The organism is Sanguibacter biliveldensis, assembly GCF_033798665.1.
Taxonomy (GTDB): domain Bacteria; phylum Actinomycetota; class Actinomycetes; order Actinomycetales; family Cellulomonadaceae; genus Sanguibacter; species Sanguibacter inulinus.
Genome location: NZ_CP138359.1, coordinates 4181795 through 4205486 on the forward strand (window position 1 = coordinate 4181795; position 23692 = coordinate 4205486).

Consider the following 23692-nt stretch of genomic DNA (forward strand, 5'->3'; position numbering starts at 1 on the left):
CTCTCGGACGCTGGCCCGGGGCCAGTTCGAGTGACGAAGAGCGAGGGATCTGCTCGGTTGCGACTGCAGACGTGCGACGTGCGACGTGCGATGTGCCATGTGCAACGTGCGACGTGCGACGTGCGACGTCAAAGTATGCGGGTACGACAAGAGCCCACCCCTCGAAAGGGATGGGCTCTTGTTGAATGGTTGTCCGGCGGCGACCTACTCTCCCACACAGTCTCCCGTGCAGTACCATCGGCGCAGAGGGGCTTAGCTTCCGGGTTCGGAATGGGACCGGGCGTTTCCCCCTCGCTATGACCGCCGTAACTCTATTGGGTTGTCAACCGGTTCTCGGCCGTTACCCGAGAACCGCACAGTGGACGCGTAGCACACAAAATTTTGAGTGTTATCAAGTTGTCGGCTTATTAGTACCGGTCAGCTCCGAGAGTCGTTAGTCCTCTCTTCCACATCCGGCCTATCTACCCAGTGGTCTGCTGGGAGCCTCTCGAGGGTCAAGCCCTCATGGAAACCTCATCTTGAAGCAGGCTTCCCGCTTAGATGCTTTCAGCGGTTATCCCTTCCGAACGTAGCCAACCAGCCGTGCTCCTGGCGGAACAACTGGCACACCAGAGGTTCGTCCGTCCCGGTCCTCTCGTACTAGGGACAGCCCTTCTCAAGTTTCCTGCGCGCGCAGCGGATAGGGACCGAACTGTCTCACGACGTTCTAAACCCAGCTCGCGTACCGCTTTAATGGGCGAACAGCCCAACCCTTGGGACCTACTCCAGCCCCAGGATGCGACGAGCCGACATCGAGGTGCCAAACCATGCCGTCGATATGGACTCTTGGGCAAGATCAGCCTGTTATCCCCGGGGTACCTTTTATCCGTTGAGCGACGGCGCTTCCACAAGCCACCGCCGGATCACTAGTTCCGACTTTCGTCCCTGCTCGACCTGTCAGTCTCACAGTCAAGCTCCCTTGTGCACTTGCACTCGACACCTGATTGCCAACCAGGCTGAGGGAACCTTTGAGCGCCTCCGTTACATTTTAGGAGGCAACCGCCCCAGTTAAACTACCCATCAGGCACTGTCCCTGATCCGGATTACGGACCGAGGTTAGATGTCCAGAGCGACCAGAGTGGTATTTCAACGTTGACTCCACGAACACTGGCGTGCCCGCTTCACAGTCTCCCACCTATCCTACACAAGCCGCACCGAACACCAATACCAAACTATAGTAAAGGTCCCGGGGTCTTTCCGTCCTGCTGCGCGTAACGAGCATCTTTACTCGTAGTGCAATTTCGCCGAGTTCACGGTTGAGACAGCGGAGAAGTCGTTACGCCATTCGTGCAGGTCGGAACTTACCCGACAAGGAATTTCGCTACCTTAGGATGGTTATAGTTACCACCGCCGTTTACTGGGGCTTAAATTCTGAGCTTCGCCTTGCGGCTAACCCGTCCTCTTAACCTTCCAGCACCGGGCAGGCGTCAGTCCGTATACATCGTCTTGCGACTTCGCACGGACCTGTGTTTTTAGTAAACAGTCGCTTCTCCCTGGTCTCTGCGGCCCTTGCACGCTCGGCCAGCTAGTGGCTTCACGCTCCGGGCCCCCCTTCTCCCGAAGTTACGGGGGCATTTTGCCGAGTTCCTTAACCATGATTCTCTCGATCGCCTTAGTATTCTCTACCTGATCACCTGAGTCGGTTTAGGGTACGGGCGGCTTGAACCTCGCGTCGAAGCTTTTCTCGGCAGCATAGGATCACCAAATCCCCACCTAGGGTGGGTCCCGTCAGATCTCAGGCTATATGAACAGCGGATTTGCCTACTGTTCGCCCTACGTCCTTAGACCGAGACAACCGTCGCTCGGCTTGGCTACCTTCCTGCGTCACTCCTGTTAATACGCTTACCTACTACAAGTTCGGGTCCCGCGCTCCCCTGAGTCCTCAGCCCCGAAGGGCCTGTGGACCAGGCTTGGGCGGTTAGCATCACCTGGCTCGGTATGGGCGGTTCTTCGCCGGTAGGAGAATATCAACTCCTTGTCCATCGACTACGCCTGTCGGCCTCGCCTTAGGTCCCGACTTACCCAGGGCGGATTAGCCTGGCCCTGGAACCCTTGATCATTCGGCGGACGGGTTTCTCACCCGTCTTTCGCTACTCATGCCTGCATTCTCACTCGTGTAGGCTCCACCACTGGGTTACCCCGCAGCTTCACTGCCCACACGACGCTCCCCTACCCATCCACACACCTGGACCACGAAGGCCTGGTTATTATGTGAATGCCACAGCTTCGGCGGTGTACTTGAGCCCCGCTACATTGTCGGCGCGGAATCACTTGACCAGTGAGCTATTACGCACTCTTTCAAGGGTGGCTGCTTCTAAGCCAACCTCCTGGTTGTCTGTGCAACTCCACATCCTTTCCCACTTAGCACACGCTTAGGGGCCTTAGCTGGTGGTCTGGGCTGTTTCCCTCTCGACTATGGAGCTTATCCCCCACAGTCTCACTCCCGCGCTCTCACTTACCGGCATTCGGAGTTTGGCTAACGTCAGTAACCTTGTAGGGCCCATCGGCTATCCAGTAGCTCTACCTCCGGCAAGAAACACGCGAGGCTGCACCTAAATGCATTTCGGGGAGAACCAGCTATCACGAAGTTTGATTGGCCTTTCACCCCTACCCACAGGTCATCCCCCCAGTTTTCAACCTAGGTGGGTTCGGTCCTCCACGCGGTCTTACCCGCGCTTCAACCTGCCCATGGGTAGATCACTTCGCTTCGGGTCTAGACCCAGCGACTCATTCGCCCTATTAAGACTCGCTTTCGCTACGGCTTCCCCACACGGGTTAACCTCGCCACTGAGCACTAACTCGCAGGCTCATTCTTCAAAAGGCACGCTGTCACCCCTGCTAAGGAGGCTCCAACGGATTGTAGGCACACGGTTTCAGGTACTATTTCACTCCCCTCCCGGGGTACTTTTCACCTTTCCCTCACGGTACTTGTCCGCTATCGGTCACTAGGTAGTATTTAGGCTTATGAAGTGGTCTTCACGGATTCACACGGGATTTCTCGGGCCCCGTGCTACTTGGGATCCCCTTCGGGAGGTCACGTCATTTCGTCTACGGGGGTCACACCCTCTACGCCGGGCCTTTCAATGCCCTTCGACTATAACGAGACTTTCTGACTCCCTGACAAGCCGGCAGACTCATCTGAAAGGTCCCACAACCCCGCCCATGCAACCCCTGCCGGGTATCACACATGAACGGTTTGGCCTCATCCGCTTTCGCTCGCCACTACTCACGGAATATCTCTTCCTGTCGGTACTGAGATGTTTCACTTCCCGACGTTCCCTCCACACACCCTATATATTCAGGTGCAGGTAACACGACATAACTCGTGCTGGGTTTCCCCATTCGGAAATCCTCGGATCACAGTTCGTTTGCCAACTCCCCGAGGCTTATCGCAGGCTACTACGTCCTTCATCGGCTCCTAGTGCCAAGGCATCCACCCTGTGCCCTTAAAAACTTGACAACAAAAAATTGCAAAGAACCAAAGATAAATCTTTGATCTTACAAAGATGCTCGCGTCCACTGTGCAGTTCTCAAGCTACGGACGATCCCACCCAACACCACCGCCTACCCCCGAGCAAAGCTCAAGAGCGGTTCAACTGGTTCAGGGTGACCCGTGTCGAAAGCAACCAACCCGATCCGCCACCACCCGAAGGTGCTAGCCGGCTTGGCGCCTGAAGTTCACTTGCGTACAAGACGCCCGTGCCTTCAGGACCCAACAGTGTGCTCATGTCCCCACCCTCACAAGCCACCCGTTCCAACCAGACGAAGCTGGTGTACTGAAGCGACCGCTCGAAGCGAGTCCTAGTCAATGTTCCACCCGTGAGCAACCACCCACACCCTCATTCGGAGTGTGGAAGTGGCCACCTGAACCCGACCGGGGTAGTCCCCGGAACAAGCCAGTGTGTAGCTCCTTAGAAAGGAGGTGATCCAGCCGCACCTTCCGGTACGGCTACCTTGTTACGACTTAGTCCCAATCGCCAATCCCACCTTCGACGGCTCCATCCCACAAGGGGTTAGGCCACCGGCTTCGGGTGTTACCGACTTTCGTGACTTGACGGGCGGTGTGTACAAGGCCCGGGAACGTATTCACCGCAGCGTTGCTGATCTGCGATTACTAGCGACTCCGACTTCATGGGGTCGAGTTGCAGACCCCAATCCGAACTGAGACCGGCTTTTTGGGATTCGCTCCACCTCGCGGTATCGCAGCCCTTTGTACCGGCCATTGTAGCATGCGTGAAGCCCAAGACATAAGGGGCATGATGATTTGACGTCATCCCCACCTTCCTCCGAGTTGACCCCGGCAGTCTCCTATGAGTCCCCACCATAACGTGCTGGCAACATAGGACGAGGGTTGCGCTCGTTGCGGGACTTAACCCAACATCTCACGACACGAGCTGACGACAACCATGCACCACCTGTACACCAGTCCGAAGACGCACACATCTCTGCATGATTCCGGTGTATGTCAAGCCTTGGTAAGGTTCTTCGCGTTGCATCGAATTAATCCGCATGCTCCGCCGCTTGTGCGGGCCCCCGTCAATTCCTTTGAGTTTTAGCCTTGCGGCCGTACTCCCCAGGCGGGGCACTTAATGCGTTAGCTGCGGCGCGGAACTCGTGGAATGAGCCCCACACCTAGTGCCCAACGTTTACGGCATGGACTACCAGGGTATCTAATCCTGTTCGCTCCCCATGCTTTCGCTCCTCAGCGTCAGTAGTGGCCCAGTGACCTGCCTTCGCCATCGGTGTTCCTCCTGATATCTGCGCATTCCACCGCTACACCAGGAATTCCAGTCACCCCTACCACACTCTAGTCTGCCCGTACCCGATGCAAGCTCAAGGTTGAGCCTTGAGTTTTCACACCAGACGCGACAAACCGCCTACGAGCTCTTTACGCCCAATAATTCCGGACAACGCTTGCGCCCTACGTATTACCGCGGCTGCTGGCACGTAGTTAGCCGGCGCTTCTTCTGCAGGTACCGTCACTTTCGCTTCTTCCCTACTGAAAGAGGTTTACAACCCGAAGGCCTTCATCCCTCACGCGGCGTCGCTGCATCAGGCTTTCGCCCATTGTGCAATATTCCCCACTGCTGCCTCCCGTAGGAGTCTGGGCCGTGTCTCAGTCCCAGTGTGGCCGGTCGCCCTCTCAGGCCGGCTACCCGTCGACGCCTTGGTGAGCCATTACCTCACCAACAAGCTGATAGGCCGCGAGTCCATCCTTGACCGAAAAACTTTCCAGACGCCGACCATGCGGTCGCGTCTCGTATCCGGTATTAGCCCCGGTTTCCCGGAGTTATCCCAGAGTCAAGGGCAGGTTACTCACGTGTTACTCACCCGTTCGCCACTGATCAACCAGAGCAAGCTCTGATGTCACCGTTCGACTTGCATGTGTTAAGCACGCCGCCAGCGTTCGTCCTGAGCCAGGATCAAACTCTCCGTAAATGTTTGCTATCAACCAGCCGAAACCAGTTAACAACCATACGAAGCAAGCCTCCCTGCAAAGAGAGAACTTGATTAATCAAGGCTACAAACCGAAAACTTGCGTTTTCAATTCATACCAAATAAACCTTGCCACCAGACCAGCCCCGACCGAAAGGCCGAGCACCAATCCAAGACAAGGGGTCTTGGCATTGACTATTAAGCACACTGTTGAGTTCTCAAGGAGCGGACGCGCATCACCCGTTCACTCATTTCTGAGCGTCTGGCGTGAGGCAACCGTTCAAACTTACCCGACTCGCTTCCCTGCGTCAACCCGCCGTTGCCAGCGCGTTAACCCGGTCAAGCGGGCCCGGTGAAGACTACCTGATCTTCGCGGCCCCTCGAACCACTCTTCCGAGCTGTCCGAACCGCTTGCCAGACAGTGTCACCACCGTCCGAACCAGGCCCTCCACACTACCAGGCGCAGGCGAACCTGCGAAGCCTTCATGCAGAGGATGCCGAACCCCGGGACCAGCCACTTCGCGCCGGCTCCGAAGAGCTTCGCAGTGGTGTCTGTGCCTCCCAGTCGGGCTGACGTCGAGAACACTACGTCAGAGATCGCCGCATCTCCAAACCGGCCTCGATCAGGGGCGACAGGCCGGTCAGGGCTCCCGGCCCCGCGCCCCAGACCGGCATCGAAGGCACCTCAGGGTCTCGGCGCCAGGACGGTCCGCGCCACCCGCACGACGTCGACCGAACGGATCTCGAGCCCGTCTCCCCCGGGCACCACCGACGGGTCGACCCGGACCCCTGTCTCCGCGACCCACGGCAGCAGCTCGAGCACCACCCCGTGCACCACGATCTCCTCCCGCCACGGAGTGAGATCGACGTCCCACACCCGCCCGTGCCAGAAGTGGTCGCTCACGAGGTGGTCACCGACCCACGCGCGCCCCACGTCACCGGTCCAGTCGACTCGCAGCAGCGCGCGGTCGGTCCCCTCGACCAGCTCAACGGGGACGTCGACCCGGACCCTGGCCGCTCCTGCCCAGTCGGTCGGAGCGCTGAGCCGCCCCATCGGCCCTCCGCGCTCTGGGGGCGAGGCGACAGCCTCAGGGCAGAGGTCGGTCAGGAGCCTGTGCGGTCCAGCCCCCAGGACGGAGAGGATCCACGTCTCCCAGGGGTCGTCTGCTCCACGCCCATCGGCGGAGGCCGCGCGGGACAGCGCTCCCTCTCCCCCGGCAACCGCGAGCGCGCCCGGGGCTGGGAGCAGCGAGACCGTGGTCTCGGACCCGGTCGTGTGGACCACCAGTGCGCCGTCCTCTGCGTACACGGGTGCGTCAGAGAGGACGAGCCTGTCCCTCCCCGCGACGCCGAGCCTGTAGAGCCTGCTGGCCGATGCGTCGTCGAGGACCAGGACGCGCACGCCGGGCAGGTCGACGACGCACCTGGGCCCTGGGGGCTCGGTCAGCGTCACGACCGTGCTGTCGGCTCCCAGCCCTCCCCCGGTGCGCTGACCCACGGCGGCGCCACCGACCTCGACCGCGCCGTCGAGGACCAGCTCGACGTCGACGCCGTCGGTCGCCGCGAGGACGACCACGTCGTCGAGCCGGGCGAGCACCTGCGCCGTCGCGCTGCGCAGCTCGAGGTCGGGCGTCAAGGCGTAGCGCAGGGGCCACACCAGCGAGAGACCGGCCGGCAGGTCGACCGGGCGAGCGGGGACCGTGACCTCCGTGCCGTCGAGGTCCACGGTCACCTGGACACCGGGCTGCGCCTCGACCGGGTGCGCCGGCGGTTGATAGGTGGTGAGGAAGAGATAACCGCTGCGACCGTCGGAGCGGACCGACCAGCGCAGCTCGGCCGGATCCTCGCTCCCCCCGCCGACTGTCGTCGCCATCGCGGCGAGGCGTACCCCTTCGTCGGCCAGCCAGAGGTGCTGGCGGCGCAGCAGGTGGTGGTGCAGCCTGATCTGCCCGTGCTCGCCGACGGGTGCGTAGAAGTCGTAGGAGCGTGTGGGGACGTCGTTGGGGTAGCCGGTCGCCTGCGACTCCTGCTCTGTCCCGTGCGGACCGACCCGTTGCGTGCCGCCTGCGTACATGTAGTACCCCTGCCACACGGAGCCGCTGCCGATCTTGGCGAGGGCGAGCGCCGCGACGTCCTGCGCACCGACGAGCGGGCGGCGGTGGTAGGCCACGTGCATGCCTCCCCCGAGCTCGCAGGTGACGAAGGGCAGCATCCCGCGGTCGGACGCGGGTACCTCCCCGCCGACGGTGATCTGGTCGAGGGCCTCGCGCAGGTCTGCGCCGACCGTGAGGTCGTCGCGGACCTCGCTGTAGCGGAAGTGGATGGCCGCGAACTCCGGCCAGCCAGTGCTCGACTCCTCCCAGAACCCGTCCGCGTAGGCGCTGTAGACCGGCAGCAGGGTGCCGGGCAGCTGGGCGCCACCCCACCCTGTCGCCGTCCAGACCGGGAGATGCAGCCCGAGGTCTTCGGCGGTGCGTCGCAAGGTCGCCAGGTGCGCAGGCTGGTCGTAGAGCTCGTTCTCGATCTGCGCCCCGACCACGGGGCCGCCGTCGGCGTGCGTCAGCCCGTCGAGCTGCCTGATCGTCTGGCTGTAGAAGGCTTGCACCAGGTCGAGGTACTCCGGGTCGTCTGTCCGGGTCCGGAGCCCGCGGTCCACCAGCCAGTCCGGGAAACCTCCGTGGCGGGCCTCCCCGTGCGCCCACGGGCCGATGCGCACCACCACGTCGAGGCCGTGGTGCGCTGCCAGCTCGACGAAGGCTCGCAGGTCCAGGTCCCCGTCCCAGCGGTAATCGCCGGGGGTCGGCTCGTGGGCCTGCCAGAAGACGTAGGTCGCGACGGTGTCGAGGCCACCTGCGCGGGCGTGCCCCAGGACCTCCGACCACCGGTCCCTCGGGATGCGTGAGTAGTGCACCTCCCCGGTGACCGGGAACCAGGGGCGACCTCCGCGCTCGAGGAACCGGGTCGTCACCTCGATGCGGTCGGACCGGTCGTGGCCGTCGCCGTCGCCGAGGAAGGTCAGGCGGGTCGCGGGGTCGGTGGGCGGGACGCGGACCGACCTGTTGGGCCGTGGCAGAGCCGACCGTGCAGCGGTCTGCGAGGACGTCGTGGTCTGTGCGGGCGTCGTGGTCTGTGCGGGCGTCGTGGCCGGAGACGGCAGTGACGGCAGTGACGGCAGTGACTGTGGGGCCTTCGGCCCGTGCTCTGGGGTCATCGGTCTCTCCTCCGTGAGCTCTGGTTCGACGTCGGGTCCAGCTGGTCGTGCTGGTCCAGCTGCTCGTGCTGGTCGTGCTGGTCCAGCTGCTCGTCCAGCCCGGCGAGCAGGGTCTGGAGCGTCCGGACCCTGGAGTCGTGAGTGGCCTGCACGTCCTCGGCGAAGAGCAGCAGGCTCGGCAAGGACGTCGCGAAGTAGTCGACCACGGCGACGACCGACGCCTGCTCGGAGACATGCATGGCGAGCACGTCGCGCAGCCGGGTAGCCTCGTCGCGGCGACCGAGCCTGTGCAGAGCCGTCGCGGACGCTGCGGTCTGCTCCGAGCACATCTCGGGGGTCATCCCCTCGACGTCGCCCTGCTGCCCGGCGGCGATCTGCCACGCCTCTCGGGCCTCGTGGTCGCGCCCCGCCGCGACCAGCGCGTCGCCGAGGAGGAGGTGCAGGTCTGCCGTGCTGTCGAGCGGGTGCCGGGCCTCGCCGAGCGAGGCGACGGGCGCGAGCGCGGCCCGCGCGTGCGCGACGGCTCGGTCCGGGTCGCCCGCGTCGAGGGCCGCGAGCGCCAGCGTGCGGTGCGCGTCGTCCCACGCCGCCAGGACGGTCCCCTCACCACCTTCCCACGGCTGGAACGAGCGACCGGCGAGCAGGTCGAGCGCCTCGTCGGCTCGGTCGAGGGTCGTCAGGAGACCGGCCAGCTGGACCGTGAGGTCGTCGCGGGTGGCGACGAGGTCAGCCCGAGAGGTCAGCGTCTCGACCCGGTCGGCGGCCGCCGCCCCTCGACGCGCGGCGAGCTGGTCCGCCTCGTAGAGCAGACGTGCGTCGTCGGGACGCAGCGCACGGGCCTGGGCGTAGCAGCGTGCCGCACGGTCTCCGTCGCCGAGCAGGTCGTAGGCGGCGAGGCCCAGGGAGCGGAGCACCACGGGATCGGTCTCGTCAGCGTCGACCGAGGCCTGCCACGCCTCGACGGCCTCGCCGCGTCGACCTGCCGCGTAGAGGCGGTGACCGGCGAGCCCCAGCACGAGCGGGTCGCCAGGGCGGGCATGGCGCAACCGGGCCAGCGCGTCGTCCTCGGCGGCCGACGGGAAGCACCAGTCACGTGGTGCGGAGCGGGCTGCGGCGAGGGCTCGGTCTACGGAATCCTGGTCACCGCGCGCCAGCTCGAGGTCGGCCGCGTGCAGCCACGCGACAGGGGCGACGTTGCGCTGACCGCTGACCGTCGGGAGAGAGGCCGCGCGGGCGAGCAGCCCGAGGGCTGCGTCGACCTCACCCACCGAGGCGTGCTCGAGGGCGACGTCGACGAGGACGGTCGGGTCGGTCGTCACCTGCGCGGGCTCGCCCCACCTGTCGGCGAGGTCCCGGGCCCAGGCGTCGACAGGGTCGAGAGCGAGGGTCCCGCGTACGAGGGCGAGGGCCGCGAGGTCGTCGCCGTGGGCGGACCGGGGTCCGCCGGAGGGACTGGTCCCCCGGGCGGAGGGGCCGGTCGAGCCTGCGGACGGTGCGGTCGAACCGGTGGACGGACCGGCCGAAACGGTGGAGGGGCCAGGCGTGCAGGCGGAGGGACCGGCCGTGCCGCTGTGGCGTCGCAGGGCGACGGCGAGCAGGTTCCGGCCTTGCACGTGCGCCGGGGAACGGGCGACCAGAGCCTGCAGGTCCTCGACCGCCGCGGCAAGGCGCGCCGGACGGCCGTCGGCGAGGTCGAGCCGGGCTGTCGCCACGACGGCCGGGTCGAGCCAGGCCCTGTCCCACGACGCGGTCCCGAGCGCAGCGCGCGCCTCGTCAGGGCGGCCCAGGCGAACGAGCACGAGACCCAGCCTGTAGTGGGCCTCGCCGTCGCGGGGGTTGGGGTTGCGGAGCGTGAGCCGTCCGACGGCAGCGCGCAGGTGCTGCTCGGCGTCGTCGAGGCGCCCGTCACGCATGCGTCGGGCCGCGAGCGCCACGTGGGTGCGTGCGTCGCCAGGGTCGCGGCGGAGCGCCTCGAGCCAGTACGGCTCCGGGGAACGGGTCGCGTGCCTGTACTGGTCGAGGTGCAGACCGGTGACGTAGAGCTCGTCGACGGAGCCGATCTGCTCCGGGGGCGCAGGCTCGGTCGCCGGCTCAGGTCGGGGTGGTCTGGGTGGCGCAGGTGGGCAGGGCACGGGTGCGCAGGGCGCGGGTCGAGGCGGCTCGGCGGCGGGGTGAGCACCCCTGGGCAGGTTCGACGGGTGCAGGTCTGCGGGGGTCGCCCGCTCGAGGCTCGTGGGGGTCGGGCGTGGGCGCCACGACACGAGAGGCACACCCTCGTGCTCGACCGTGAGCTCGAGGTCGCTGGGGTCGAGGTCGCCGGGGTCGCTGCGTCCGGGGTCTCCGGGGGCTCCGGGGGCTCCGGGGGCTCCGGGGGCTCCGGGGGCTCCGGGGGCTCCGGGGGCTCCGGGGTCGAGCGTGCCGGTGCGGTCGAGCGTGCCGGTGCCGTCGAGCACGATCGTCGCGACGTAGGGCGCGCCGGGGGCGAGGTCGACCAGGACGTCGTGGACGACCTCCGCCCCCAGGCGCAGGACGACACGTGCACCGGACCGGACCGCTGTCACCGCAGCCGCGACGCGCACACGGGCCGCGGGACCGGTGGTCTCGACGTCGAGCCGGACCGCGGCGTCCAGGGTCGCCTGGTGCACAGGGCCGGTGTCCTGGATGGGGTACCAGTACTGGGAGAAGACCTTGGTCTCGCCGGGGCGCAGGAACGCGAAGTCGGGCTGGTTGTCCGTGAACACCCCGGCCATGAGCTCGACGTACGGCCCGTTCGAGTCCGTGAGGTGAGCAGTCCAGGCGTGCCCGAACGCGGCGTCCCCCCACGTCCACATCTTCTTGCCCGGAGACACCCTGTGGTCCGCCCAGTGCACGAACCCCGCGCCGACGCCGTGGTCGTAGCCGCCGAAGAAGTCGTCCTGGGACCCCAGGCACATGTACGACGTCGGCACCGGGATGTTCCGGTACCAGTCGAGGCGGTCGCCGTCAGGGCGCTCCGGGGTGCGCCGGGACGGGTAGTCGACGCCGTAGTAGCGACCCTCGGCCACGGGGAACGACGTGACCGCGCGCTTGGCGTGGTCCGCGACGACGTGCACGTCGGTCGGGAAGAACGCCTGGTAGTCCTCGTTCACGGCCGCAGCGACGTTCGCCCACCAGTGGAAGGTCTGCACGTCGTCCGTGCGGTTGACGAGCTGCGCCCGCAGCTCGACCAGCGCGCTGCCGGGCGCCAGCCGCACGCCGTGCATGCCCTGCATCCGCGCGAAGGGGTCGTGGTCCGAGCACCAGACGACGACAGAGCCGTCGTCCTCGTGCTCGATGGTCGACTCGGTCGGCAGGTAGGTCGCGGGCCTGTGGTGCTGGGGCCAGTTGAGCTCGACTCCGCCGGACACCCAGGGGCCGAGGAGCCCCACGAGCGCAGGCTTGATGACGTCGTTGCGGTAGAAGAAGTCGTAGCCGCGCGTCTTGTCGTGGCCGACGTGGATCCGTCCGCCGAGCTCGGGCAGCAGCATGAGGCGCACGTAGTCGTTCTCGAGGTGGATCGCGTCCCACGAGCGCGGGACCTTCTCGAGCGAGACCCCCTCGACGAAGGGCATCGGGTACACAGCCCCGGACGAGCCCTGGTAGACCCGCCGGTCGAGGTACGCGGGATACGGGCTCGGGTCGTCTGGCTCGTAGGTGTCGATCACCACGGGCTCACGCCAGGCGCGGACCTGGAGCCCTGCGAGGGCGGCGGGAGCTGGTGGGAGGACGATCCGCGACTCTTCGGTGAGCATCCACCGACCGTACGGCTGGTTGACCGGCCCGACGATAGACGTTTCACTGCACCATATGGACGGATCGACTGCCGACGACCGGCTCGCACCCAGGCGCGACGGCTTTGCCGGGCAACGGATGCTGGTGACCCCGCGGTCTGCGGTGCGGGCGTCGCTGAGCCTGCCGGTCACATGCCGGCTCCTCGTCACCGAGGCCGGGGTGTTCCCGCACGCGTCCCGGCACGGGCGCTCGCGGCCCGGCGGGGCGGAGCAGCACATCCTCCTCGTGTGCACCGACGGAGCCGGCTGGTGCCGGACCGGCGCCGGGGCCGGGGCCGGGGCCGGGGCCGGGGCCGGGGCGGAGCCTGTCAGGCGTGGCGACGCCGTGCTGCTGCTCGCGGGCGCACCGCACGAGTACGGGGCCGACGCCGCCGACCCCTGGACACTGTGGTGGTTCCACGTGCTCGGGACCGACGCCGCCGAGCTCGTGAAGGCAGGGCTCACGACGGCCGGCGGGCCGGTGATCCACCTGCGCGACGCCGCGCCTGTCGCGAGCCTCGTCTCCCAGGTCATCGACAGCCTCGACAGCGGGACCCGGGCCGGGGACCTGCTGGCCAGCGGCGCGGCCTTCCACGTGCTCACCCACGTCGTCGCGACAGGGCGACGGGCACCCGGCCCGGCTCCCAGCCCCGTCGAACGGGCGCTCGCTCATCTGCGGACGACGAGCCCGCGGCGGACCTCGGTCGCCTCGCTCGCGGCGATGGTCGGGCTGAGCACCTCGCGCCTCGGGGCGCTGTTCCGCGAGCACGTCGGGGTGTCGCCGATGACGTACCAGTCGCAGCTGCGGATGGCCCGGGCCCGCGAGATGCTCGACAGCACCGACCTCCCGGTCGCGTCGGTCGGTGCTGCGAGCGGCTACGACGACCCCCTGTACTTCTCGCGGCAGTTCTCCCGGACCCACGGGGTGGCACCGAGCGCGTACAGGGCACGGCAGACCTGAGAGAGCTTGGGCCGGGGGCAGGGGCTGGGCTGGGTTGACGTGACCAGGCTGGCTGGGCCTGGTCGGGCCTCCCGAGCCGGGCCGGGCCAGGTCTGCGGCTGGCCGCAGGCGTCGGTGTGGTCAGGTGTGGGACGCCACGGCGGCGCGCAGGGTGTCGCCCGTGAGCCCTGCGGAGAGCAGGAGCGCGAGGAGCACGCGAGCCTTCACGGGTGAGAGCCGGCCCGCCGTGAGCACGCCCCGGGCCACGAGGTCGATCTCTCCGCCCGGGTAGCCGTAGGTTCGCTCGGCGACGGGGCCGGTTCCGGTGCGGCTGGCGAGGAGCACCGGGATGCGTGACGCCGCGGCGGAGACGTTCTCGACGGCTGACGCGGCGACGTGGCCCGCACCCACCCCGGAGAGCACCACCCCGTCGTAGCCCGCGTCCGCGAGGCCGGGCAGCATCGCGAGGTCGTCCCCCGAGCCCGTCGAGACGAGTGCGACCCGCGCGGTCGCGCACTCCGGGGCCGCGAGCGCGAGGCGCCGACGGGGCAGGTGCTCCAGGTGCGCCTGGCCCTCGGCGACGTAGCCGATCGGGCCGAGGGGATCGGAGGAGAAGGCGTCGACGTGGAAGGTGCTGCGCTTGCTGACCCACCGGGCCGAGTGCACGAGGTCGGCGAACTGCACGAGCACCCCGGCGTCGCGGGCCTGCTCGCTGGCTGCGACGAGAGCCGACGAGACGAGGTTGGCTGGGCCGTCTTCGCCTGCGGCGGCGCGGCTGCGCATCGCGCCGGTGACGACGACGGGCAGGTCGGCGGCCGTGCCGAGGAGGTCGAGGGCGAAGGCTGTCTCTTCGATGGTGTCGGTCCCCTGGGAGACCACCACGCCGTCGACGTCGTCCGGGAGCGCGACGACGTACCTGTGCAGGGCGAGGAGGTCGTCGAGGTGCAGGGACGGCGACGGGACGAGGCGCAGCTCGTGCGGGAGGAGCTCGATACCCGGCACCCAGTGCTCGACCTCCTGCCGGAAGAGGTCGGCGCCGCTCACAGGCACGACGCCGGAGGTCGCGCGGGTCGCCTCCGAGCTGATGGTGCCGCCGAGGGTGATGAGGCTGATGCGTCGCTGGTTCACCGCCCTAGTCTCCCAGCCGTGCGGGCCCAGGGGCCGAGCGAAGCCCGACCCCTGGGCCCGCGTGTCACGCGAGCGTCATGGCTGCCTGCCGGGTGACGGGTCTGGAGCGTCGGGAACGCCGGCGGTGCGAGATGCTGAGCCGCCCAGAGATCCACGGGGTAGCGGTCCCGCATCCGCTGGTGCGTCTCCGGCCCCGGCTGCTCCGACGAGTCGACGTGCAGCCGCTCGGTGCTGGGCGATGCTCGCGAGCAGCAGGCCAGTCACGAGCATCAGGAGAGCCGCGCCTGCGGCGGTGGATGCCTGGGCCCCTGTGGAAGCCAGTGCTCCTGGAGCGGCCTCGTGGGGTGGGGCGGAGGGTGGGACAGGCACGTCGACGACTGTGGTCGTCTCCCCCGGGAGCCTGGGTTCGCCGACGTGCAGGACCTCGCCGTCTGGCCCGGTGAGGGTCTCGACCCAGTAGTAGGTGCCTGGTGCGTCGAAGGTGACCTCGGGCGACTCGTAGGTGCCACCGTGGTAGATGGTCGTGGGTGTCTTCGAGGTGTCGACGACGAGCTCGTCGAGGGCGACGTCGTCACCGGCGTGCTGCCTGTACGCGGCGAAGGTCAGGGTCGACGCGTCGACGACAGGCCCTGAGACGTAGGCGACGTCGTGGCTCGAGGATCCGAGGACGCTCTCCGGGACCGCCAGTGTCGTGACGAGCGGTTCAGGCTGCTCGACCACACGGGTGATCTCCGACGGGTCGCCGAGCTCACCCCGGACGATCTGCTTGCTGTCAGGCCCGTAGTAGGTGGCTACCCAGTAGACGTCTCCCCACGGAGCACCGTCGGGCAGCTCCGCGGTGACGACGCCGGACCTGTACGTCCCGGCCCTCGAGGCCGGGATCTGCTCGGAGGTCCACAGCAGCGTCTCGGGTGACTCTGCGGGTTCCTGCCCCTGGACGAAGGGCCCGTAGGCCTCGAACTCGAGGTAGCCGCCCTCGACCGTCGTGCCGGTGAGGTGAGCAGTGTCCTTGAAGGGTTGTCCGGCTGGGACCTGGGCGTCTGCGTCGGTGACCAACCACGACTCGACGTCGGTGGCCCGGTCGGTCGGGACGAAGGCCATCTCCATGCGGTCACCCGGTGAGGTGGTGAAGGCGTCGAGACGGTCGTCACCAGGGAAGCTGGAGACGACCACGTACCAGCCGGCGGCGGTGTTGTCGGCCGCGACCTGGAACTCCCCTCCCGTGCCGACGACGTGGGAGCCGTTCTTGGCCGGGGACGTCGCCAAACCCAGGACGGGTGCGGTGCTCAGGTCGAGGTCGTCGGTGGGTTGGACTGCGAGGGGCCCGTAGGCGGTGTGGGTGATCTCGTCGACGTCCCCGGTCCATCCACCCAGGCCCTCGAAGTCGCTGTGGTCCTCGGGCAGACCGGAGACGGTGACCAGGTCGTGGATCTGCCCGCCCTGGACGACGTTGAAGTCACGGACCATCGTGGAGATCGCGGCGTTGTGGCGCACAGAGGAGGTCTCGTCCTCGACCATGAACGAGGTGCGCACCGACCCGGCGACGTAGGGCTGGGAGGCGACAGGCTGGGTGGCCTTGTCCATCTCCCAGACCCAGGTGTAGAAACCCGGAGCTGAGGCCGTCGCGGAAGCATCGGTCGACTGCACACCGGCCTCCGAGGCGATCAGGGTCGTGGTGGCCTGCACGGGCGACGCCCCTGGCGTGGTGTCGACCTGCTCGGTGGGGACCAGGAATGGTCCGTAGAGAGTCCCGTCCCAGACGGTCTCGACCGGGGTGCCGTCCTGGCGGGCCAGCCACAGGTCACCGGCCGCAGGGGCGAAGGTCACCTCGTCGACGAAGGCCTTGCCCTTCTCGACGAACCGCTCGTCGACGACTGTGGTCACCTCGGGCTGGAACGGCACGACGTGCGTCTCGGCGACCAGACCGAAGTCGTGGGTCGCGTCGGCACGCACGTAGACGGCGTTCGGTCCCTGGGCCTCCTTGTCGATGGTCCAGACCCAGGTGTAGTACCCAGAGCCTCTCGCCACGGTCGAGGCAGCGGCGTCCAGGGTCGAGGGGCCGGCGAAGGTGAGCTCGGCGGTCCCGGCGACGGGTGCACCGGCCGGCACGGTCGCAGACCGGGCAGGCGGCGCTGGGTAGGGGCCGTAGAGAGTGCCGTGAGCGGTCACGGGCACGTGGGTGCCGTTGGTCTGGGCCCAGGTGTCACCGGCTGCTGGGGCGACGGTCACCTGGTCGACCAGGGCAGCGCCCTTGTCGACGAATGTCGTGGCGACCTGGGTGCGGATCTCCGGTTGGAAGTCCGCGACGACCTGGAAGGGAGGGCCGGGGACGATCAGCTCCTCGGGGTCGCTGGGTGCGCGAGCACCATAGGTCAGGGTGTCTTGTACCTCTCCAGTGGCTTTGAACCGGGTCAAGGTCGTGCGTGGCAGCGCTGCGTAGGAGTAGGTCCCAGTCACTTCGCCATTGCCGGTAGCGACCCACTTGAGCGAGATGCGATCGGAGGGTGTCTGTCCTGTCCATACTTTTGTCTCAGCAGGATCAGCAATTGCGTTGCCGTTCATATCGAAGACAGCCGGTCCATTCAGCGTGACCGTCATCGGGAGGCCGACAAGGGCGGTGCCAGTGTTGCTGGTAACGGGGCTCGCCCAGATCGATCCGGTCCGTGTTCCTCCGCCGTCCACCCCTCCGAGTGCTGCTGTGTAGGGGCCGGACTTGGAGGCAGCTTCGGCGAGGTATTGACCGGCGACGTCCTTCACGGACTGAGGAGTGTTGGCGATGATGCGCGCTGTGCGCGTCGCGGCAGGAACACCATTCGACCCGGTCTCGTGGCGGGTGTGAGTCAGGTAGGCGATAGCGGCCCGGGAGACGTCGGTCCCCACGTGCTCGTAGGCCTGGACGACCCAGGCCAGCTGGGGATCGTCGACGTAACTGACGGACGTTGCTGCAGCGCCCTGGGGCGAGACGAGCCCGGCGCTGATGCACCACGAGAGCCATCCCGTGGCCTCAGCCTCGGCAGTGCCGCCGACAGCACCCAGCCACGTGGTCCCGCGGTCCATGACCCCGGTGATGCCCACGCCGGGTCCGATCTCGGCGGGGACGGCCGCCACAGCAGCCGTAACGCCCGAGAGGGCTAGGACTCCGATAGTCGCCGCGGCGACCTTCGACGCTGCAGTTCTCCGTCGCTTCTTGGCAGCACTGCGAGACGACTCGCCAGATGCATATCTCCTGGTCAGAGCCGCCTTTCTACCCATGCGTGCGCGAACGCGAGCGTGTACATTCAGTCGTGCTTTCACGTTTTCTCCAGTCGAATGAAGTGCGTTGGAAGCAGAGAGGTCCTGGGGTGCAACCCAGGGCCTCTCACTTATGCGAGAGACCGTCTCGCCTACGTCATGAGGCCTCCCCCGCGCTTCGCCGCGGCGTCGTCGTCAGCACCAGCCACCCGTCCCTTCTGCACCAGAGGTATCGAATGATCCGCACCAGGTGCCGGTCTGGGTCTCGGTTGTGTACCCGCTCTCCGGAGCAGGCCCGGTGAGTGGCACCGGGGCTGGTGGGCTCTCGCCTGTTGCTGGCGCCGAGGGCACCCCGCTGCCCTTCGGCCGCACCTGTGCCGGGCCGCCTGTGTTCGACGACCGCCCGGAGGTCTCGGGTCGAGCAGTTGCCTGCTCCTGCGCTCGGCGGGCCTCCTCGGCGGCCTGAGCTGCTTGGGCCACCTGCTCAGCAGCCACCCGGTCCTGCTCCGCCTGCCACGCGACCTGGGCGTCGACGACACCTTGTCGCGCGGCGTCGAGAGCATCGGCGTGCTGGGTCAGGTCGGCTGCGGCAGCAGCACGGATCTGCGTCTGCTCGACGACGGAGAGCGTCTCGCCGACCAGGGCGGGCTCGAGGGCGTCAGCCGCGGCGAGGGCGTCGGAGAGCGTGACGCGGACCGCGTCGTCGAGCACCTGGCCCGCCGTCGCATCGAGGACAGCCCGGCCGTCGGTGACCGACGCCGTGAGCCGTGCGGTCGCCTCGCCTTCGAGGTGGATGGCCTGCTCGAGCTCGAAGGCGTCGACGGCGACGAGCACGAGCCCTGTCGCCGACTCGACAGCACTGACGTGCGTCCGGGCCTGTTCTGCGAGGCCCGTCGCAGCGACGGTCCGTGCCTGCCGGGAACCGCGCGGCAGAGACCACGAGAGCTCGTCGACCCCGGAGGTCACGGCCGCGAGGTCGACACGGACCTGGTCGTCGGCGACCCGTCCGTCAGAGCTGGCGAGGACGGTCTCGCTGGTGTCGACAGCTGCGTGGAGCTCGAGGACGACCGCGTGCAGAGCCTCGGTAGCCTCGGCCATATCGGACTCGACGCCCGCATCCCACGCCCTGTAGACGAAGATGCCGACGAGGACCATCACGACGGCCGCTCCGGCAGCCGCGACGACCGCCCGTCGCCGTCGGCGCACGGGAGAAGGTCCACCCTCTGGCGCCTGACCGGGCCCGTCCGTCTCTCCAGGCGCCCCGGGCCCAGCAGCGGCATCGGGCTCGGGCTCGGGCTCGGGCTCGGGCTCAGGTTCGACGGGCAGGCTGCGTGAGGCAGGAGGGTCGAGAGTGCCACCACCGTCGAGCAGATCGCCCATGTCGCGCAGGGCAGAGCCGTCGGCCTCGTCGGGCAGGTGGGGCGCAGCAGGTAGGTCCGGCCCCGCAGCCTCGTCGGGCGCGGGCGTCACCCCGCTCACGTCTGGCCCCGTGGTGCTGACGGGTGATCGGGGTGTCATGGGTTCTCCTCGGCGGTTGCGCAGTCGACCGTGCTCGCTCGTCCACACCGGGTGAGCGATCAGCAGCAGAGCGCGCAGCGGCGGCCCACGACACAAGAGCACGCGCACTGAGGGCGCTGAGCCGTCAGACCCGTCTGCTCGGACGTGAGACCGCCGCACCACCTCGCAGCCCTGTCGGCCCGTTGTGCGACGAGTGAGCAGATTGACACGGTTGCGAACAACAACCCCAGGCCCAACGTCCCCGGTGTGGACAACCAGCCCGTCCACCCGCCTGGGGACCACCCCCGCGACCGCCACGGCACGGCACGGCACGGCACGGCACGGCACGGATCACCCACGCAGGTCGGCGAGCCCAGGCCCAACCAGACCCACAGGCCTCCCCCGCTCGCCGCGACCCCGCAGCTCCCCCCTCTCGCTACGACCGCTCGGCTGCAGCACCCTCCCGAACCCCAGACACCCTGGCCGCGCGTACCGACGCGAGCGTCCCGACGAGCGCGACCACCCCGAAGCCCCCGAACAGCAGCCGCGCGGACGTCACGAGCGAGTCCCCGCCGAGGGTGACGAGCACCCCCGCGAGCGCGGCGCTGAAGGCGCTCGCGATGAGGAGCACGGTGTTGATGCCAGCGGCAGCCTTGGATCCTTCGTCGCTGTCTGCGGTGCTCGAGAAGGCCGCGACGGACAGGTGCGGGAAGGCGAGACCGATGCCGCTCCCGGCGACGAAGAGGACGACGAACCAGCCGGTGACCACGAGACCCGACGGCCCCTCGACCTGGAGCGCCGCGAAGGCGAGCAGCCCCGTCGCGAGGACCGCCGGCCCGGCGACGGTCGCGGCGCGGACGAGCGGCGGTCGGGTCGCTCCGGCGCTGACCACCTGGACGACGGACCACCCGAGGGACAGCGCCGCCCCCAGGAACCCGGCCAGGAACGGGGTCATCGAGCCGGTCTCCTGACCGACGAGCGGGATGAACGCCTCGGTGCCGACTCCGAGGGCGAGCACGGCGACGGCGAGGTACACCCAGACCAGCCTGCTGCCGGGGGCGAAGGTCGCGGCCGGCAGGACCGACGTCGAGGAGAGTCTCTCGTGCCTGACGAAGCCCACGACGAGGACCGCGCCGAGCACGAGGGCCGCCACCACGAGCCCACCGACGTCGAAGATCCCCGCGACGCTCACCGAGGCGACGGCGGCACCGAGCAGCACGAGCGACCGCACGGGCAGCGGCTGCCGCTGGGTCGAGCGCTCGAGGCGCGGGATCACGCGGACGACGAGCACCATGTCGAGGGCCGCGACGAGCGCGAGGGCACCGAAGGCCAGGCGCCACGCGTCGAGCTGGGCGAAGAGCCCGCCGACCGCCGGTCCGACGATGTTCCCGACGCCCCACATGGCTGAGACCAGCGCGACCCCCTTGGCCCACAGCCGCTCGGGCAGGGCGCGCTGGATGAGCGCATACCCCAGACCTGCGAGCAGCCCGCCGCCGAGCCCCTGGACCGTGCGGCCGAGGAGCAGCACGGTCATCGAGGGGGCGAGGGCGCAGACGACCGAGCCGAGCCCGAAGAGGCCGAAGGCCGTGAGGTACGCGGCGACCGAGCCACGGGTCGCGAGAGTGCGGCTGACGAGCATCGACGTGACGACCGAGGCCACCAGGAAGGTCGTCATGGTCCAGGCGTAGAACTGCTCGCCGCCGATGTCCGCGACGATCGTCGGGAGCAGGCTCGTGGTCAGGTAGACGGTGCTGGCCTCGAGGAGGACGCCGCCGGCGAGGACGAGCGCGACGGGCCCTGACCTGGGGCCGAGGAGCTCGCGCCAGGTACCGGCGACGGACGGGGTGGGGGGTGTCGTGTTCACGAGCGCGAGGCTAGGACCTCAACTCCGGTTGAGGTCAAGCGCTTGCCTGAGCAGGGTCCAGAGCGCCTGCGCACTCGCCAGCCGCACCACTCACCCCGCCACCCGCACACACCTCTCGCACCACACCCCTGAGGCGGTTCGTCTCGCCCAGCGAGACGTCTACCTCGGACCTCGACGCTCAGTCGCTCTGCGACCCCCGAGCATGGGAGGGTGTGAGAACAGCGGGAATGCGAAGCCTCGCGCCTGTCAGGGCACCGCTGAGACATCCGAGCACCGGTCCGGCCCACGCCACCGGTGCGCCCGACATCACGAGACGAGGCCCACATGCTGGACAGCCGCGACCGCATCCAGACCACCCACGCCGGCAGCCTGCCGCGCACCCCCGAGCTCATCGCCGCGAACGACGCGCGCCAGCTCGCCGAGGACGGCTTCACCCTCGACCGCACCCCCGAGTTCGACGGCCTCCTCACCTCGGCCGTCGACGACCTCGTCGCCCGCCAGAAGGCCGCGGGCATCACCGTCCCGGGCGACGGCGAGTTCGGCAAGGCCATGACGAGCGCCGTCGACTACGGCGCCTGGTGGTCCTACTCCTTCCAGCGTGTGAGCGGCCTCGAGGTCACCGGGGAAGACATCTTCTCGGCCGAGCCCGTCCGCTCGGGCCCCGGCGACGTCCGGCTGACGACCTTCCCAGACCGCCGCGACTGGACGATCTTCCGCGAGGCGTACACCGACCCGACGAGCGGCATCTCGACGGGCAAGGGCGCCACAGCCTTCCCCGCGACGACGGGCAAGCTCGCCTACGTGGGCCACGACGCGATCGCCTCCGACATCGCCAACCTCAAAGCCGGTCTCGCGGCGAACGGGCTCACGGAGGGATTCGTCACGAGCCTGTCGCCCGGCAGCGGGTCCCGGATCCCCAACGCGTACTACGCCACCGAGGAAGAGCACATCTGGGCCTGGGCCGACGTCCTGCGCGAGGAGTACAAGGCCATCGTCGACGCCGGGCTGATCCTGCAGATCGACGACCCGTCGATCGCCGAGAACTGGGACCAGATCAACCCCGAGCCGAGCATCGAGGACTACCAGGCCTTCACGCGGATCCGGGTCGAGGCGCTCAACTACGCGCTGCGCGACCTGCCGCAGGAGCAGATCCGCTTCCACCTGTGCTGGGGCAGCTGGCACGGCCCGCACACCACAGACCTCGAGCTGAAGAACATCGTCGACCTCATGCTCGAGATCGACGCCGGCGCGTACTCCTTCGAGGCCGCGAACGCCCGCCACGAGCACGAGTGGAAGGTGTGGCAGGACGTCACGCTGCCCGAGGGCAAGCTCATCCTCCCCGGGATCGTCGGGCACGCGACGAACGTCGTCGAGCACCCCGAGCTCGTCGCCGACCGCATCGAGCGCTTCGCCTCGGTGGTCGGCAAGGAGAACGTCATCGCCTCGACCGACTGCGGGCTCGGCGGACGCATCCACCCGCAGATCGCCTGGGCCAAGCTCGAGGCGCTCAGCGCTGGCGCAGAGATCGCGACCCGGCGCCTCTGGGGCTGACGAGCCTCGAGGACCCTGACGAAGGACGCGCCACCCGCAGCGGGGGCGCGTCCTTCGCCGTGCTGGGAGCACGGCCCGCCCGGCTCTGAGGCCGGGCGGGCCCACGAGAGCGTCTCGTCCGAACCCGTCGACCGTCAGTCGGTCGACCCTCCTGCGTCGCTCGCGCTCGAGTACTCCGCGTCGCTGACGTGCTCGAGCCACACGGTCGTCATCGCCGGGTCGTCGGCGTTCTCGAGGATCGCGACGTGCTCCATGAAGGTGTCGGGGGCGGCAGCGTGCCAGTGCTCCTCGCCGGGCGGCGTGTACAGGGTCTGGCCTGGCAGCACCTCGATCACGGTGCCGTCGCGCCCGCCGAACAGCGCACGCCCCTGCGTGACGTGCAGGTACTGTCCGCGGGCGTGAGAGTGCCACGCCGTCCGGGCGCCGGGTGCGAAGCGCACCTTCGCGACGACAGCACGCTGCTCCGGGCCGTGCGGGACGGCGATCACGTCGAGCCACACGTCTCCCGCGAACTGCTCCGGCGGGTTCTTGGTGGTCGGCGTCTGGGGTTCGATGTTCATCGTGGGGTCCTCTCGTGACGTGGCGGTGCGGGGGCGGGTCAGGCGGAGAGCAGACGCTTCATGAGCGTGAGTGCGGAGACGGCGCGCGGCCATCCCGCGTAGAACGCCACGTGGACGATCGCCTCGACGATCTCCTCCTGGGTGAGGCCGTTGTCCAGGCCCATCGGGATGTGCGCCTCGAGCTGCTCGATGTTCCCCGCCGACACGAGCGACGTGATGGTCACGAGGCTCCGGTCGCGCGGCGACAGCTCGGGTCGCGCCCACACGTCGCCGAACAGGACGTCGTCGGTGAGGGACGCGAACTTCGGGGCGAGGTCGCCGAGCATGCGCTGCATCGGGGACTCGTCGGTGGTGCCGGTCATGGTGACCTTCTCTCTGCTGGGGTGTCGTGGTGCCGCAGGTCGGGCCTGCGGGCGCGGTCCGCCCGGCGCTGGTGCTCCACCAGGC

Annotated in this window: 10 protein-coding genes and 3 rRNA genes; 2 read left to right on the top strand and 11 right to left on the bottom strand. The window is 68.0% G+C overall.

The window, feature by feature from the left end:
- Window positions 1-191: 191 nt before the first annotated feature.
- From rrf to SANBI_RS18230, 5 genes are all read right to left on the bottom strand, one after another.
- A 5S ribosomal RNA gene (gene rrf, locus SANBI_RS18210) occupies window positions 192-308 on the bottom strand.
- Window positions 309-387: 79 nt separating this feature from the next.
- Window positions 388-3499, bottom strand: a 23S ribosomal RNA gene (locus tag SANBI_RS18215).
- Between the two features lie 455 nt (window positions 3500-3954).
- A 16S ribosomal RNA gene (locus SANBI_RS18220) occupies window positions 3955-5478 on the bottom strand.
- The 16S, 23S and 5S rRNA genes sit together here, the layout of an rRNA operon.
- A 682-nt stretch (window positions 5479-6160) precedes the next feature.
- A complete protein-coding gene (locus tag SANBI_RS18225) occupies window positions 6161-8686 on the bottom strand; it encodes a beta-galactosidase (RefSeq protein WP_319157581.1) in 2526 nt (841 codons plus the stop codon).
- The gene (locus SANBI_RS18230; RefSeq protein ID WP_319157583.1) at window positions 8683-12456 is read right to left on the bottom strand and encodes a DUF5107 domain-containing protein; all 3774 of its coding nucleotides are present in this window, start codon (window positions 12454-12456) and stop codon (window positions 8683-8685) included. The genes SANBI_RS18225 and SANBI_RS18230 overlap by 4 nt, the downstream gene beginning before the upstream one ends.
- 55 nt (window positions 12457-12511) lie before the next feature.
- Between SANBI_RS18230 and SANBI_RS18235 the strand changes: the two genes are divergently transcribed.
- Entirely contained in the window at window positions 12512-13435 is a 924-nt protein-coding gene (locus SANBI_RS18235; protein ID WP_319157585.1) for a helix-turn-helix domain-containing protein, read from the top strand.
- 120 nt (window positions 13436-13555) lie between these two features.
- Here SANBI_RS18235 and SANBI_RS18240 read toward each other — a convergent pair whose 3' ends face one another.
- From SANBI_RS18240 to SANBI_RS18255, 4 genes are all read right to left on the bottom strand, one after another.
- On the bottom strand, window positions 13556-14542 hold the full coding sequence (locus tag SANBI_RS18240) for an asparaginase (RefSeq protein ID WP_319157587.1): 987 nt from the start codon (window positions 14540-14542) through the stop codon (window positions 13556-13558).
- 75 nt (window positions 14543-14617) lie between these two features.
- On the bottom strand, window positions 14618-17650 hold the full coding sequence (locus SANBI_RS18245; protein WP_319157589.1) for a hypothetical protein: 3033 nt from the start codon (window positions 17648-17650) through the stop codon (window positions 14618-14620).
- 318 nt (window positions 17651-17968) lie between these two features.
- Window positions 17969-19291 (bottom strand): hypothetical protein, encoded by a 1323-nt coding sequence (locus tag SANBI_RS18250; RefSeq protein ID WP_319157591.1) that lies wholly within the window; start codon window positions 19289-19291, stop codon window positions 17969-17971.
- Between the two features lie 415 nt (window positions 19292-19706).
- Window positions 19707-21134 (bottom strand): MFS transporter, encoded by a 1428-nt coding sequence (locus tag SANBI_RS18255; RefSeq protein WP_319157593.1) that lies wholly within the window; start codon window positions 21132-21134, stop codon window positions 19707-19709.
- A gap of 324 nt (window positions 21135-21458) precedes the next feature.
- Between SANBI_RS18255 and SANBI_RS18260 the strand changes: the two genes are divergently transcribed.
- Window positions 21459-22685: a cobalamin-independent methionine synthase II family protein gene (locus SANBI_RS18260; protein WP_319157594.1), complete on the top strand. Its 1227-nt coding sequence runs from the start codon at window positions 21459-21461 to the stop codon at window positions 22683-22685.
- 134 nt (window positions 22686-22819) lie between these two features.
- Here SANBI_RS18260 and SANBI_RS18265 read toward each other — a convergent pair whose 3' ends face one another.
- Window positions 22820-23245, bottom strand: coding sequence for a (R)-mandelonitrile lyase (locus SANBI_RS18265; RefSeq protein WP_319157596.1), 426 nt, complete (start codon window positions 23243-23245; stop codon window positions 22820-22822).
- A 38-nt stretch (window positions 23246-23283) separates the two neighbouring features.
- Window positions 23284-23607, bottom strand: coding sequence for a carboxymuconolactone decarboxylase family protein (locus SANBI_RS18270; protein WP_319157598.1), 324 nt, complete (start codon window positions 23605-23607; stop codon window positions 23284-23286).
- Window positions 23608-23692 lie beyond the last annotated feature (85 nt).

Bases quoted from the DNA above. Each gene is read 5' to 3' on its own strand.
- SANBI_RS18235 (WP_319157585.1), top strand. From the start codon at position 12,512: ATGGACGGATCGACTGCCGACGACCGGCTCGCACCCAGGCGCGACGGC.
- SANBI_RS18225 (WP_319157581.1), bottom strand. From the start codon at position 8,686: ATGACCCCAGAGCACGGGCCGAAGGCCCCACAGTCACTGCCGTCACTG.
- SANBI_RS18230 (WP_319157583.1), bottom strand. From the start codon at position 12,456: ATGCTCACCGAAGAGTCGCGGATCGTCCTCCCACCAGCTCCCGCCGCC.
- SANBI_RS18260 (WP_319157594.1), top strand. From the start codon at position 21,459: ATGCTGGACAGCCGCGACCGCATCCAGACCACCCACGCCGGCAGCCTG.
- SANBI_RS18250 (WP_319157591.1), bottom strand. From the start codon at position 19,291: ATGACACCCCGATCACCCGTCAGCACCACGGGGCCAGACGTGAGCGGG.
- SANBI_RS18265 (WP_319157596.1), bottom strand. From the start codon at position 23,245: ATGAACATCGAACCCCAGACGCCGACCACCAAGAACCCGCCGGAGCAG.
- SANBI_RS18270 (WP_319157598.1), bottom strand. From the start codon at position 23,607: ATGACCGGCACCACCGACGAGTCCCCGATGCAGCGCATGCTCGGCGAC.